Below are 14783 nucleotides of genomic sequence, written 5' to 3' on the forward strand. Positions count from 1 at the left end.
ATACTATGCTTGCAAAACGTAGCGCCACAGCCGAAAGTGCACAATTGACGGTCTTCCTTCAAAAGGTGCTAGAAATTAGGCATGGCAGCGCGGCAACGCATCATTCCCGTTCGACGTGAATACAATCGTTGGGTCGCCAACCAGACGCTGGAGGACTACGCGCTCCGTTTCACCGCCAAGAGCGCCCGCCGGTTTTCCTCGAGCCGCATCTCCCAGACGGCGATCGGAGCGATCTCCTTCCTGGCGCTCGAGGCGATCGGCGGCACGATCACCCTCTCCTACGGCACCACCAACGCATTTTTCGCAATCGTCGCGGCCGCCATCGCCATGCTGGTGATCGGCTGGCCGATCAGCCGCTATGCCATCCGCCACGGCGTCGATATCGATCTGCTGACTCGCGGCGCCAGCTTCGGCTACATTGGCTCGACCATCACCTCGCTGATCTATGCGAGCTTCACCTTCATGCTGTTTGCGATCGAGGCCTCGATCATGACCGGCGCGCTGGACCTCGCCTTCGGCATCCCACCCTGGATCGGTTATATCATCAGCGCCGTGGTGGTGATCCCGCTGGTCATCTACGGCGTGCAGCTGATCTCCCGTTTCCAGCTGATCACCCAGCCGTTCTGGATCGTCCTCAATATCCTCCCCTTCGTGTTCATCGCCTTCATGGATTGGGAGAAGTTCGATCTCTGGCGCGCCTTTGCCGGCATCGGCCATTCGAACGCCGAGGTCGGCGGCCCGGCGCCCTTCAATCTCGTCGAGTTCGGCGCGGCTTCCGCCGTGATCCTGGCGCTGATGCCGCAGATCGGCGAGCAGGTCGACTTCCTGCGCTTCCTGCCGCCCGAGGGCCTGCGCAAGTGGCGGCACCGGCTCGCGGTTTTTCTCGCCGGCCCCGGATGGGTGGTGGTCGGCGTGCCCAAGCTTCTGGCGGGCTCGTTCCTGGCGGTGCTGACGCTTTCGACCGCCGTGCCGATCCGTGAGGCGGCCGACCCCGCGCACATGTATTTCGCCGCCTTCGGCTACATGATCCCGAACGACACCGCAGCCCTGCTGCTGATGGCGGCCTTCGTGGTGGTCTCGCAGCTGAAGATCAACGTGATGAACGCCTATGCGGGTTCGCTCGCCTGGTCGAACTTCTTCTCACGGCTGACCCACAGCCACCCCGGCCGCGTCGTCTGGCTGGTGTTCAACGTGGTGATCGCGCTGCTCCTGATGGAGCTCGGCATCTACCGGCTGCTCGAAGCGACGCTCGGCATCTTCTCGATCATCGCCATGGCCTGGCTCTGCACGATCTCGGCCGATCTCATGATCAACAAGCCGCTCGGCCTGTCACCCGAAGGCATCGAGTTCAAGCGCGCCCATCTCTACGACATCAACCCGGTAGGCCTGGGCTCGATGTTCGGCTCGGCGGCGGTGGCGCTGGCAGCTCATTTTGGCCTGTTCGGTCCCTTGATGGCCTCGCTCGCCACCTATGTAACGCTGATCGCCTTCCTCCTGTCGCCGGCGCTCGCCTTTGCCACCAGGGGTAAATTCTATCTCGCCCGAAAACCGCGCCAGAGCTGGAAAAGCGTCGGTTCGATCACCTGCTCGATCTGCGAACATCCCTTCGAGCACGAGGACATGGCCTGGTGTCCCGCCTATGCGGCGCCGATCTGCTCGCTCTGCTGCTCGCTCGACAGCCGCTGCCACGATATGTGCAAGCCGCATGCGCGGCTGAACACCCAAGTCGGGGCCGTCGCCCGCTCCTTCCTGCCGGACAGCGTCATCACCCGGCTGACGACCCGCCTCGGGCGCTACGCGACGACGGCGGTGCTGTCGATCTCGGCAATCGGCGCGATCCTCGCGATGATCGCCTATCAGGTCAGCCAGGCGACACCCGTCAATTCCGAGGTGATCCTCGGCACGGTTCTGATCGTCTTTTTCGTGTTTGCGATCATCGCCGGCATCGTCTCCTGGTTCTACGTGCTCGCCCATGACAGCCGGGTGGTGGCGGAAGAGGAATCCTCCCGTCAGAATACCCTGCTGCTCAAGGAAATCGCTGCCCACAAGAAGACCGACGCGGCATTGCAGGATGCCAAGGAAACGGCCGAGGCCGCCAACCGCGCCAAGAGCCGCTACGTCGTCGGCCTCTCCCACGAGCTGCGCACGCCGCTCAACGCCGTGCTCGGCTACGCGCAGATCCTCGAGCGCGACGAAACCATTCCCGCCCCACGACAGTCGGCGATCAAGGTCATCAAGCGCTCCGCCGACCATCTTTCCGGGCTGATCGACGGGCTGCTCGACATTTCCAAAATCGAGGCGGGCCGGCTGCAGGTCTATTCCAACGAGATCAACATCCAGGATTTCCTGGGCCAGATCGTCGAGATGTTCGGCCTGCAGGCGCAGGCCAAGGGCCTGACCTTCGAGCACGAGCGCGCCGTGGCGTTGCCGCAATATGTCCGCACCGACGAAAAGCGTCTGCGCCAGATCCTCGTCAACCTGCTGTCGAATGCGATCAAGTTCACCGACGAGGGCAAGGTGCGCTTCGAGGTCGCCTATCGCAGCCAGGTCGCCACCTTCACGATTTCCGATACCGGCCGCGGCATCGCGGAGAAGGATCTCGGCCGCATCTACGAACCCTTCCAGCGCGGCGAGGCGGAAAGCATCAGGCCGATGCCCGGTCTCGGTCTCGGCCTCACCATCACCCAGCTTCTGACCAATACGCTCGGCGGCGAGATCGCGGTCGCCAGCACCAAGGGCGAAGGTTCGATCTTCAAGGTGCGGCTGATGCTGTCCGCCATCGAGCGACCGAACACCGCGCCGGCGGCGGAAAAGAAGATCGTCTCCTATACCGGCCCACGCCGCACCATCGTCGTCGTCGATGACAACGAGGACCATCGCGACCTGATGCGCGAAGTGCTTTCGCCGATGGATTTCGTCGTGCTGACGGCAAACAGCGGCCCGGACTGCCTGACGCTGATCGAGGGCGTGACGCCGGACCTGTTCCTGGTCGACATCTCCATGCCCGGCATGAGCGGTTGGCAGCTCGTCGGCAAGCTGCGCGAGATCGGCCAAGTGGCGCCGATCGTCATGCTCTCGGCCAATATCGGCGACGGGGTTGCGGCACATTCCGGCGACGAGGGCCATAATGACGCGATCGCCAAGCCGGTCGATATCCGCCGCCTTGCCGACAAGCTCGCCGCCCATCTCGGACTCGTCTGGGTCTATGAGAACGAAACCTTGCTGCCGGCCGTGGTCGGCCCGAAAAAGCCGATCAAAAGTCCGGGGACGAACCATGTCCAGGACCTTTTGCGGCTCGGCGAAATCGGCTACGTGCGCGGTATCGAAGCAAAACTTGCCGATCTCGCCCGGGAGGAGGAACACCGCCCCTTCACGGAAGAACTCGGCGCTTACGTGCAGGCCTTCGATCTTGCCGGTTATATGAAATTCCTGAGCCGCCTTGAGGCAGAAAGGACGAGTGATGGCTGAAACTGCTCTGCCGCGCGATATCGTCCTGCTCGTGGACGACAGCCCCGAAGCGCTGGGCTTCCTCACCGAGGCGCTGGAAAAATCCGGCTTCTCGGTGCTGATCGCCACCACCGGCCAGTCGGCGCTGAACATCGTCGAGCGGATCACGCCCGACCTCATCCTGCTCGACGCGGTGATGCCCGGCATGGACGGTTTCGAGACCTGCCGGAAGCTCAAGACCAACGGTGCCGTCGCCCAGGTGCCGGTCATCTTCATGACCGGCCTCACCGAGACCGAACACGTCGTCAACGCGCTCGATTCCGGCGGCGTCGATTACCTCACCAAGCCGATCAATATCGACGAACTGCACGCCCGCATCCGCGTCCATCTCTCCAATGCCCGCTCGGCCCAGAGCGCCCGCGTGGCGCTCGACGCCGCCGGCCGCCACCTGCTGGCGGTCAAGGCAAGCGGCGCGATCCACTGGTCGACGCCGCAGGCGACAAGGCTGATCAATGCGGCGACCAACAGCGACGACGGGCTCGACATCGTCTCCCGCCGCATCTCCGCCTGGATGGCCGAGCGCGACAAGCCGGGTTTTGCCCGCGACGCCGCCTTCGCACTCGTCCAGAACGGCCAGGCCAGCCTGCAGTTCTCCTTCCTCGGCGCGATCGGCGCCGACGAGCATCTGTTCCGCCTGACCGCCGCCAACAAACGCCCCGACGACGAAGTGCTGCGCCAGCACTTTCCGCTGACCAACCGTGAATCCGAAGTGCTGCTGTGGATCGCCAAGGGCAAGTCGAACCGCGACATCGGCGACATCCTCGGCCTCTCGGCCCGAACGGTGAACAAGCATCTGGAACAGATCTACGTGAAGCTCGGCGTCGAAAATCGCGCCTCGGCAGCGGTCAAGGCCGCGCATGTGCTTCACGAGATGTGAGCCGATAGTAAGACGGCGTTCTCTAGTGTCCTAAGCTGACGTCGTGGAGGCTTGTAGTTATCTTTACTACTTCAGCACCGTAACAGTCATCGTAGTATCTGCTATTTTCCCATCGCCATAGGGAGCCCTCAGCACGAACCTGTCCTCTCCGACATATCCTGCTTTCGCAGTATAATAAGCAACCAAGCCCATAACTTTAACGGTCCGGCATCGCTCAAGCTTTCCTGACGAGGTCGGGAAAACCGGTTGGCGGACGATTTCAAGGCGTCCGTGTTTGGGTGCTTCGACAATACGGGCAACCGGTACGTCAGCCAAACTGCAATCGTTGTTGATATGCCAGTGCTGGCCCAGCTTTGTACGAACACCGCTCATGACCGTCCTGGATAGGGTCTCCCGTTTGAAACTGTCGGAAGCCTCTGCCAGTCCGCTTGCCCCGATAACAACCACAGCAAGCGCGACAGCGGTAATCATATCTCTCATCATCTACCCCCAGCTGAGATTTTTGAAAGCAATATTCTATCCTAACGAGAAATCAATCAAAGAAACGCAAAAAACGTCTCACAAGTAAGAAGCGCCACGAATACCGTGGCGCTGGGCAGCCCGCCCCGCAGCGGAACGTCTTTCCCGCCCGTTCCTCGTGTTGAAACGGCGGCAATCCCCACCGCCCTTCCTCCACTCCCCAAACGCAAAGAAGCCCGGCTTTTGACCGGGCTCCCTTCTGGAATACGGCTAGGCCGAGTGCGGCTCAGCCCTGCGGGAAGTAGCTGTACTTGCCGTCCGGACCCTTCTTCCATTCGTACATGATATAGCCCGGGATCTTCGGGTCGCCCTTGGCGTCGAAGGCCATGTCGCCGAGAACGGTCTTGAACGGACCCTTTTCATGCAGCGTCTTGGCAACGGCTTCGGCGTCGTCGGCCTTGCCGGTTGCCTTGATGCCGGCAGCGATGACCTGAACGGCCGCGTACGAATAAAGCGTGTAGGCTTCAGGGTTGAAGCCGGCTGCCTTGAACTTGGCAACCAGGTCCTTGTTGGCCGGGTTCAGCGTCGGGTCCGGGCCGAAGGTGTTGAGCGTGCCTTCGACGGCGTCGCCGGCGATCGAGGCCAGTTCGTTGGAGACGATGCCGTCACCCGAAACGAGCTTAGCCTTGAGGCCCTGGTCCTTTGCCTGGCGGATGATCAGGCCGGCTTCGGTGTGGAGGCCGCCCCAGTAGATGATCGAGACGCCGGCTTCCTTCATCTTGGAGATGAGGGCCGAGAAGTCCTTGTCGCCGACGTTGACGCCTTCGCGGATGACTTCCTTGACGCCCTTGGCATTCATCGCCTTCTTGGTCTCTTCGGCAAGGCCCTGGCCGTAAGGCGTCTTGTCGTCGATAATGGCGATCTTGGCGGTCTTGAACTTGTCGGCGAGGTAAGCGCCGGCAACGCCGCCCTGCTGGTCGTCACGACCGCAGGTACGGAAGACGTTCCACAGGCCACGCTCGGTGAAGACCGGGTTGGTCGCGGCCGGGGTGATTTCCAGCATGCCGTTCTCGGCATAGACTTCCTTGGAAGCCGGGATGGAAACGCCCGAGTTGAAGTGGCCGACCACGTACTTGACGCCGTCGGACGCAAACTTGTTGGCAACCGAGATGCCCTGCTTGGGGTCCGACACGTCGTCGCCGAGGACGATCTTGATCTTTTCGCCGTTGATGCCGCCGGCGGCGTTGATATCGGCTGCAGCCTGTTCGGCACCCTTCTGGAGCTGTGCACCGAAGGCGGCGTTCGGACCCGTGAGCGGACCGCCGACGCCAATAATGATGTCGGCCCATGCGCTACCGCTGAAGGCGACCATGGCCGTCAGCGCAACCGCGGAAAGAAGAGACTTCTTCATCGAGTTACTCCCAATTTTTTAGGTGAGCTGATTTTTCGAAACCGGGCGCAATACCCACCATCACTGCGCCGGAAATGTTCCACTCTAGGTTACTTATGATTTCAACCCGCGCCAATCTGAGGACAGAAAAGTGCGGCTGTCAATCTTTCTTCTTGAAGGAAAAAGCCGAAGTCGGCTCGTAGAGCCAATAGTAATTCTGCACCATCTGGCGCGTCCGGCGAATGCGGAATCCGGCGCTCGAAAAGGCGAGCAGGATGGCCACGTCGAGGATGTAGTAGAATGGGCTGATGAACGGCCCCTGGAACAGCGCATAGTGCAGAAAACGCATCGCCACGCCGAGCAGCAGAGTATAGACCACCACCGTGAGATAGCCGTTCCAGCCCTCGGCGGCGGCCTTGCCCGACCGCCAGGCCGTCCAGAAACCGATGATCAGCACCAGGAAACGCAAGAGGTACCGCACGCCGCTGTCGCTTTCGAAAAACAGTCCCTGCATCCTAAATTCCTCTAGCCGCCACAAGTACAACCAGCGCGATCAATGCCGTCCACCTTCAAGATAGGCGGCGCGCACTTCCGGATTGGCGAGAAGCTCTTTTCCGGAACCGGACATCGTCACCTTGCCGTTGACCATCACATAGCCGCGGTCGGAGAGTTTCAATGCCGCAAACGCGTTCTGCTCGACCAGGAAGACGGTAAGCCCCTCTTCCTGGTTCAGCTTCTTGATCGCTTCGAAAATGCCCTTGACGATCAGCGGCGCCAAGCCCAGCGAAGGCTCGTCCAGCAAGAGCAGCTTCGGCCGCGCCATCAGCGCGCGTCCGATCGACAGCATCTGCTGTTCGCCGCCCGAAAGCGTGCCACCGCGCTGGCTCTGGCGTTCCTTGAGGCGCGGGAAGAGCGTGAAGATTTTCTCGACGTCCTCGCTGAAATATTTGAGGTTGTCGAGGCCGGCGCCCATCTGCAGGTTCTCGTAAACGGTCATGCGCGGAAAGATGCGCCGGCCTTCGGGAGACTGGGCGATGCGGCGCCGCGCGATCAGATGCGTCGGCAGCTTGGTGATATCCTCGCCGTCGAAGATGATCGAGCCGGCGCGGGCCTGCGGGGCACCGCAGATGGTCATCATCAGCGTCGATTTGCCGGCACCGTTGGCGCCGATCAGGCTGACGATCTCGCCCCTGTTGACTTCGACATCGACGCCCGCGAGTGCACGGATATTGCCGTAATAGGTCTCGACAGCCTGGACTTTCAGAAGGTTTTCGGCCGCCATCAGTGATTGCCTCCCTCGAGTTCTACCGCAATCACCTCTTCCACCTCGTCATCCTCGACGCCGAGATAAGCGGCGATCACCCGTGGGTCGTTCTTCACATGGTCCGGCGAGCCGTCGGATATCTTCTGGCCGTATTCCAGCACCACGACATGGTCGGAAATCTCCATGACCACCGACATGTCGTGCTCGATCAGCAGGATCGACACGCCTTCGTCGCGGATCTGATGCAGCAGCGTGTTGAGGGCTGCCGATTCGCGCGGGTTGAGGCCGGCCGCCGGCTCGTCGAGGCACAGCAGTTCCGGATTGGTGCACATCGCGCGGGCGATTTCGAGCCGCCGCTGGGCACCGTAGGGAAGGTCGCCGGCGGGATCGTCGGCACGATCGGTCAGATCGGCCTTGTCGAGCCAGTATTTCGCCTTCTCGATGGACTCATCCACCGCCCTGCCATAGGCCGGCAGGCCCAGCAGACCGAGGATGGTATAGCCCGAGGCCTTCATCAGCGCGTTGTGCTGTGCGACCAGCAGGTTTTCGAGAACCGTCAGGCCCGAGAACAGGCGGATGTTCTGGAACGTGCGGGCGACGCCCGCCACCTTGGGGATCTCGAAGTCGCGCAGGCGTTCCAGCAGGTATTCCTTGCCGTCCCTGCGCTGCAGGGTCAGCATGCCCATGGTCGGCTTGTAGAAACCGGTAATGCAGTTGAACACCGTGGTCTTGCCGGCGCCGTTGGGGCCGATCAGCGCGGTGATTTCGCCGCGCCGTACTTCCAGCGACAGGTCGTTGATGGCCATCAGGCCACCGAACTTCATCGACAGATGCTCGACCTTGAGGATCGTATCGCCAGTCATGCCATTCGTCATCGTCGTCGTTCCGAGAGCCATCAGCCGTGGCCCTCCTTGGTAAAGCTTCCGGAAACCGCCCTGCGCTCCTTGAGGAAGGCCGTCGGTTCCCGCGATCCGACGAAGCCGCGCGGCTTGAACAGCATGACGATGATCATCGCCAGGCCGAACAGCAGCATGCGGTAGAGTTCAGGCGTGAAGTCCGGTCCGAACACGGCCTTGAGGAAGGACATTTCGCGCAGCACTTCGGTGCCGCCGACCATCACCACCGCGGCAAGCGCGATGCCGGTGAGCGATCCCATGCCGCCGAGAACGACCATCGCCAGGATCACGGCCGATTCCAGGAAGACGAAGCTTTCCGGCGACACGAAACCCTGGCGGGTTGCGAAGAACGCCCCGGCGAAACCGCCGAACATCGCGCCGGTCGCAAAGGCGGTCAGCTTGGTGGTGACGGTATTGATGCCGAGCGAACGGCAGGCGATCTCGTCCTCGCGCAGCGCTTCCCAGGCCCGGCCGATCGGCATGCGCCGCAGACGGATGGTGACGTAGGCGGTCAGCATGCAGAGCGCCAGGATGACGTAGAACAGGAAGACCTTGTAGTAGACCGAGGAGGCCGACAGGCCCCATGCCTTGACGAAGTTGTTGGCCGTGCCGGTATCGAAGGACCAGATGCCGAAGAACGACGCCTTGGCGATGCCCGAGATCCCGAAGGTTCCCTTGGTCACATCGGTCCAGTTGATCAGCACGAGGCGGATGATTTCCCCGAAAGCGAGCGTCACGATGGCGAGATAGTCGCCCCTCAGACGCAGCACCGGGAAACCGAGGATAATGCCCCAGAGCGCCGCCAGAATTCCCGACATCGGCAGGAGCAGCCAGAAGGAGAAGCCGAAATACGAGGACAGCAGCGCGTAGGAATAGGCGCCGACCGCATAGAAGGCGACATAACCGAGGTCGAGCAGGCCGGCGAGGCCGACGACGATGTTCAGGCCCCAGGCGAGCATCACGTAGATGAGGATCTGGATGCCGAAATTATCGACATATTTCAGCGATCCCTGCTTGCCGACGATGAGCAGCGACAGGAACGGATAGACCAGCAGGAAGATCAGCGCGATCTTCAGGAAGTGCCGGTGGAAGAAGCTCTTGCTCTCGGAAATTTCGAGAACGCCGCTCTTCGCCTTGGCAAGCTTGCGCTGGTCGAGATGCGGCTTGATGAAGCCGACGGTGAGGAAGCGGCCAACCGCCGCAACAGCCACGAAGATCGCCAGCAGACCCCAGCGGGTGCGCCAGACCAGCGCGTTGTTGATGTCCTGATAGGTCTCGATGCCGACGAACAGCAGGAACATGAAGAAGGAGATGACGCCGGCGAACAGCCCTTCCCGCACCGCCTTGGCAAGCACGTTCGGATGTCCGGTTTCGGTTGCAGCTGTCATGTTACACCTTCTCCACTTCCGGCCGGCCGAGAATGCCGGTCGGCTTGAAGATCAGCACGAAAGCAAGGATGGCAAATGTGGCGACGTCCTTGTAGGCGATGGAGAAATAGGCCGACCACAGCGACTCGATGAGACCGATCAGAAGCCCTCCGAGAACCGCTCCCGGCAGCGAACCGATACCGCCGAGAACCGCGGCCGTGAACGCCTTGACCCCCGGGATAAAGCCGTCGTTGAACGAGGCGACACCGTAATACATCAGGTACATGCCGCCGGCGACGGCCGCGAGTGCCGCACCCATGATGAAGGTGATCGAGATCGTCCGGTCGACGTCTACGCCGAGCAGCGCCGCCATCTTGCGGTCCTGTTCGGTCGCCCGCTGGGCGCGCCCGAGCGGCGTCTTGTTGACGATGTACCAGAAGGCGAACAGCAGCACCGCGGTGATGACGACGATGAGCACCTGCTTCAGCGAGATGGTGATGGCTCCGAGATGGAAGACGTCGGTCACCATCGGCGGGATCGGCTTGTTGCGCGGCCCCTGCGTCACCTGGATGAAGTTGGACAGCACGATCGACATACCGATTGCGGTGATCAGCGGAGCAAGCCGGAATGAACCGCGCAATGGCCGATAGGCGACCCGCTCGATCGTCCAGTTCCACAACCCTGTCATCAGCATGCCGACAAGCAGCATCAGGAGCAGCAGCAACGCCACCGGAATACCGGCGAAGAAGGAGGTTGCGATCAGGAAGACGATGAGAGCGGCAAAACCGCCGAGCATGAAAATATCGCCATGGGCGAAGTTGATCATGCCGATGATGCCGTAAACCATCGTATAGCCGATTGCCACCAGGCCATAGATGGACCCAAGAGTCAGCCCATTGATGAGCTGCTGGATAAAATACTCCATATATTTTCCCCTGGATGCGATCCCGGAAGGGTCACATCTCGTTTATTTGCCCCTTGCGGGTTCTTACGTTCTTTGGCGCATTCCATAACGTTTTCGTAAGGAATGTGAAGACAAAAAGCCGAGAGATCGACAAAATCGCGGCACTTCTCAACAATCTGGCGACACAAAGATCAGAAATTCCACAAAACCGGCAACTTCTGACGAAAAATTAGCCAAACGCCCCGCTTTTCGAAATTAAAGATCGACCCACGCTTGACGTGAAATCGATATCCGACACCTCCGGGCAAGCGCAACTCTCAGTCCGCAAAGCCGCGGGTCAGTGTATGCTCGCGGCCCATTTCCATCAGCTCCTCGAAAACGGATCCGGCAAGCGAGCGCGGCACGATGATCTCGAACGTGTCGGCCCCGGTGCGGGCAACATTCGCGTCCACATGGCAACACGACATCGCGGCGGAACGGCCCTCCTCGAAGACCTCGGCATGCAGGTCGACCGCCACGCATTTTGCGAGAATCGTTCGCACGGCCGGACCGGAGATTTCCATGAGCACGCGACCGTCGCTCTGATCGACGAAGGAAGCGCCCGCGATCCCGGACAGCCTGCCGGCGACCGTCTCGGCCCCGAGCGTCTGCGATACGGCGAGCCATTCGGAAGGACTGCAGAAGCGCGGCGCCACATCCTCGGCATTCCACAAGGCCTCGGCGACGGCTGCCTCCTGCCCGGCATGCGCGAGGATCGAGAAGATCACCGGCCGGCGAACGATGGAGAGATGGTTCGGGTTGGGATCCGCCTTGAAGCCGGAAATATGATCGTCGAGAACATGCCGGTGGAGAAGATTGATCGACATTCGGCAGCCCTCAGAGATGCAGTTTGCGGTTTTCGGGATCGACGAAGACCGGCGGGCAGACTTCGCCGGGCACTTCCGAGCCGCGCAACCCGTCCCAGACCATGACCCGTTCGCCGATCCGCTCGCGGCCGGATTTGAGCATGCCGAGCGCAATGAAATGCCCGAGCGTCGGCGAAAAACAGGCCGACGAGACGAAACCCTGATCGTTCGCCATCGAGGGCTTCGCGCCGTCTTTGAGCAGATGCGCACCGGCGTTGATCTCCTTGTCGGCCTCGATCGGCTTCAGGCCGACGAGTTGCAGCCGGTCGGCCGCCGTCAGCCCGAATCGTGTCGAGAGCCGCCTGCCGATGAAATCCGGCTTCTGCATCGCCATCATCCGGCCGAGCCCGACGTCGTCCGGGGTGGTGCGGCCGTCGAGCTCGTTGTGGGTGACATGTCCCTTCTCGATGCGCAGCACGTTCAAAGCCTCGACCCCATAGGCGCAGATACCCTCCTCGCGACCCGCATCCATGATGGAGTCGGCAACCGCCTCGGCGTAACCGGCCGGAACCGCAAGCTCGTAGGCGAGCTCGCCCGAAAACGAGATGCGGAAGAGCCGCGCCTTCAGCCCGCCGCGAAGCGTGACGTCCCGGGCGGCGAGAAACGGGAAGGCGGAATCGGAAATATCCTCCTGCACGACCCGGCTCATGATGATCCGCGCCTTCGGCCCGGCGAGCGACATCTGCGCCCATTGATCCGTGGAGGAGACCAAGCGCACGTCAAGCTCCGGCCAGAAGGTCTGGGCCGAGAATTCGAGATGCGCCAGCACCTCGGCGGCATAGGCCGTTGTCGTAGTCATCACATAGTGGTTCTCGGACAGCCGGCTCGCGGTGCCGTCGTCGAAGACGATGCCGTCCTCGCGCAGCATCAGCCCGTAGCGCGCCCGTCCGACCGGCAGCTTGAGAAAGCCGTTGGAATAGATGCGGTCGAGGAATTCCGCCGCGCCCTGTCCGAAAATCTCGATCTTGCCGAGCGTCGAGATATCACAGAGCCCGGCATTGGCGCGGACGTTCAGGACCTCGCGATCGACACTCTCCCGCCAGGTCTTTTCACCCTCCCCGGGGAACCAGGCGGAGCGGTACCAGAGACCCGATTCGACGAAGGTCGCGCCATTCTTCCTCGCCCAGCCATGCAGCGGCGAGGTGCGTACCGGGGCTGCACGTTCGGCCCGCGCCGTGCCGGCGAGGGCACCGAAGGAGACCGGCGTGTAGAACGGCCGGAAGGTGGTGGTGCCGATCTCGGCCGGCGACACGCCGCGCATGCCGGCGACGATGCCGGCAGTGTTGACATTGCCAAGCTTGCCCTGGTCGGTCGCCATGCCGGCGGTCGTGTAACGCTTGGTGTGCTCGATATGGCGAAAACCCTCGCGCTGGGCGAGGCCGAGATCGCCGACATGCACATCATTCTGGAAATCGACGAAAGCCTTGTCCCGCGCTCCCGGCACATACCAGAGCGGCGCGAAGGAGGGATCGTATTCGCCCTCGACCTCGGGCGCCTCCAGCGAGCCGACCAACCGGCCCAGCGCGTCGAGCGCCGCATGCGCCTTGGCAGCGCCGTCCTTCAGGCATTCGCCAAGCGACGCATGGCCGGCGGCCGAACCCGCGGCGGTGAAGGCACCGCCCACGTCGGGCGCCAGGAACGCCTGTTTCTCGTCCGACCAGACCGGCTTAGCGCCACGCTGGCACATCAGGTGCACGATCGGCGACCAGCCGCCGGACATCGCCAGCGCATCGCAGCCGATCACCTCCTCGAAGCCGGAGCGTTCGGCGATCAGCCCTTCGATCCGGTGCTTGCCCTTCGTAGCGATCACCGCGCCGTTGCGGATGACCCGAATGCTTTCCGGCACCGGATCGGCCGATTGCGGCCGGGCGTCGATGATCGCGGTGACGTCGATGCCCTGCGCTGCGAGATCGGCGGCTGTGCGGTACCCGGAGCCGCCATTGGTGAAGACCGCGACCCTGCCGCCGACCGCGACGCCGTAGCGGTTGAGATAGGTGCGCACGGCCCCTGCCGTCATCACGCCCGGCTTGTCGTTGCCGCCGAAGACGAGCGGCCGCTCCTCCGCCCCGGTGGCGAGGATCGCCCGTTTCGCAACGATGCGCCACAGCCGCTCCATCGGCAGGTCGGGCGATGGAGCGGCGACGTGTTTCTGCACCCTCTCGACGGCGCCGAACACCATGTCGTCATACCAGCCGAACACGGTGGTGCGCGGCATCAGGGTGACATTCGGCAGCGACGCCAGCTCCTCGACGATCTCGGCCGCGAATTCCGCAGCCGGCTGACCGCCGACCGAAACGCTTTCCGACAGCAGCGAACCGCCGAACCTGAACCCCTCGTCGGCCAGAATGACCCGGCCCCCCGCCCGCCCGGCAGCAAGCGCCGCCATCAGCCCCGTCGGCCCCGCGCCGATCACCAGCAGGTCGCAATGCGCCCAGGACTTTTCGTAACGGTCGGTATCCGCCTGCATGGTGACCTTGCCGAGGCCGGCGACGCGGCGGATCAGCGGCTCGTAGAGCTTTTCCCAAAGCACGCCCGGCCACATGAAGGTCTTGTAGTAGAAGCCGGCGCCGAGGAAAGGTGAAAACAGGTCGTTCACCGCACCGAAATCATGTTTCAGCGACGGCCAGCGGTTCTGGCTTGCGGCGGCAAGACCGTTGTAGAGTTCGGTCACCGTCGCCCGGGCGTTCGGCTCGGCCCGCGCGCCTGAGCCGATCGTCATCAGCGCATTCGGCTCCGCGGAGCCTGCCGTCACCACCCCGCGCGGGCGGTGATATTTGAAGCTGCGGGCCATCAGCATCTGGTCGTTGGCCAGCAGCGCCGAGGCGAGCGTGTCGCCTTCGAAACCCTTGTAGCTGCGGCCATCGAAAGTGAAGCTGAGCGACTGGCCGCGATTGACCGCGCCGCCGGATCCGAGACGATAGGAAGTCATTCGGCAGCCCCCGCCCGCTCGAATTCCGCAGCGTCGGTCACACCGAAAACCTCATGCGTGAGGTTGTCGCGCTCGACCACCAGAAAGCGGCGGCAGCCGGCAACATGATGCCAGTACTCCTGGTATCGCCCTTTCGGATTGTCACGGACATAGACATAAACATGCCAGGCCTCGTCCCTGGCGGTCGGCGCAGGGCGTTTCGGCGCGGCGGCGCCGCGGATCGAAAACTCTTCCTTGGGTCTGGTGCCGCAATGCGGACAGGTGATCAGGCTTGCCATGATGGGA

12 protein-coding genes are annotated in these 14783 nt (G+C 62.4%); 2 read left to right on the plus strand and 10 right to left on the minus strand.

The features are described 5' to 3' along the window. The first annotated feature begins 81 nt into the window (after positions 1-81). A complete protein-coding gene (locus ACSQ8R_RS13245) occupies positions 82-3468 on the plus strand; it encodes a hybrid sensor histidine kinase/response regulator (protein ID WP_436253793.1) in 3387 nt (1128 codons plus the stop codon). Continuing rightward, a complete protein-coding gene (locus tag ACSQ8R_RS13250) occupies positions 3461-4384 on the plus strand; it encodes a response regulator (protein ID WP_436253794.1) in 924 nt (307 codons plus the stop codon). The genes ACSQ8R_RS13245 and ACSQ8R_RS13250 overlap by 8 nt, the downstream gene beginning before the upstream one ends. A 66-nt stretch (positions 4385-4450) precedes the next feature. Here the strand turns inward: ACSQ8R_RS13250 and ACSQ8R_RS13255 are convergent, their stop codons facing one another. The 10 genes from ACSQ8R_RS13255 to ACSQ8R_RS13300 all read right to left on the minus strand — a co-directional run bounded on the left by ACSQ8R_RS13255 (position 4451) and on the right by ACSQ8R_RS13300 (position 14776). After that, complete coding sequence (locus ACSQ8R_RS13255; RefSeq protein ID WP_436253795.1) at positions 4451-4855, minus strand: hypothetical protein; 405 nt, start codon at positions 4853-4855, stop codon at positions 4451-4453. A gap of 274 nt (positions 4856-5129) precedes the next feature. Beyond that, positions 5130-6254 (minus strand): branched-chain amino acid ABC transporter substrate-binding protein, encoded by a 1125-nt coding sequence (locus ACSQ8R_RS13260; RefSeq protein ID WP_436253796.1) that lies wholly within the window; start codon positions 6252-6254, stop codon positions 5130-5132. A 139-nt stretch (positions 6255-6393) separates the two neighbouring features. After that, a complete protein-coding gene (locus ACSQ8R_RS13265) occupies positions 6394-6747 on the minus strand; it encodes a DUF6867 family protein (protein ID WP_436253797.1) in 354 nt (117 codons plus the stop codon). A 39-nt stretch (positions 6748-6786) separates the two neighbouring features. After that, a complete protein-coding gene (locus ACSQ8R_RS13270) occupies positions 6787-7515 on the minus strand; it encodes an ABC transporter ATP-binding protein (protein WP_436253798.1) in 729 nt (242 codons plus the stop codon). Then, positions 7515-8393, minus strand: coding sequence for an ABC transporter ATP-binding protein (locus tag ACSQ8R_RS13275; RefSeq protein WP_436253799.1), 879 nt, complete (start codon positions 8391-8393; stop codon positions 7515-7517). Before ACSQ8R_RS13275 ends, ACSQ8R_RS13270 begins: the two co-directional genes overlap by 1 nt. Next, positions 8393-9781, minus strand: a complete 1389-nt coding sequence (livM, locus tag ACSQ8R_RS13280) for a high-affinity branched-chain amino acid ABC transporter permease LivM (RefSeq protein ID WP_436253800.1) — start codon at positions 9779-9781, stop codon at positions 8393-8395. The genes ACSQ8R_RS13275 and livM overlap by 1 nt, the downstream gene beginning before the upstream one ends. Position 9782: 1 nt before the next feature. Beyond that, complete coding sequence (locus tag ACSQ8R_RS13285) at positions 9783-10685, minus strand: branched-chain amino acid ABC transporter permease (RefSeq protein ID WP_436253801.1); 903 nt, start codon at positions 10683-10685, stop codon at positions 9783-9785. 296 nt (positions 10686-10981) lie between these two features. Further along, positions 10982-11530, minus strand: a complete 549-nt coding sequence (locus tag ACSQ8R_RS13290) for a sarcosine oxidase subunit gamma (RefSeq protein WP_436253802.1) — start codon at positions 11528-11530, stop codon at positions 10982-10984. 10 nt (positions 11531-11540) lie between these two features. Then, the gene (locus tag ACSQ8R_RS13295) at positions 11541-14498 is read right to left on the minus strand and encodes a sarcosine oxidase subunit alpha family protein (protein ID WP_436253803.1); all 2958 of its coding nucleotides are present in this window, start codon (positions 14496-14498) and stop codon (positions 11541-11543) included. After that, a complete protein-coding gene (locus ACSQ8R_RS13300) occupies positions 14495-14776 on the minus strand; it encodes a sarcosine oxidase subunit delta (RefSeq protein WP_436253804.1) in 282 nt (93 codons plus the stop codon). The genes ACSQ8R_RS13295 and ACSQ8R_RS13300 overlap by 4 nt, the downstream gene beginning before the upstream one ends. Between the last annotated feature and the right edge of the window lie 7 nt (positions 14777-14783).

The sequence above is a fragment of the Neorhizobium sp. LjRoot104 genome (genome assembly GCF_964253725.1).
GTDB lineage: Bacteria > Pseudomonadota > Alphaproteobacteria > Rhizobiales > Rhizobiaceae > Neorhizobium.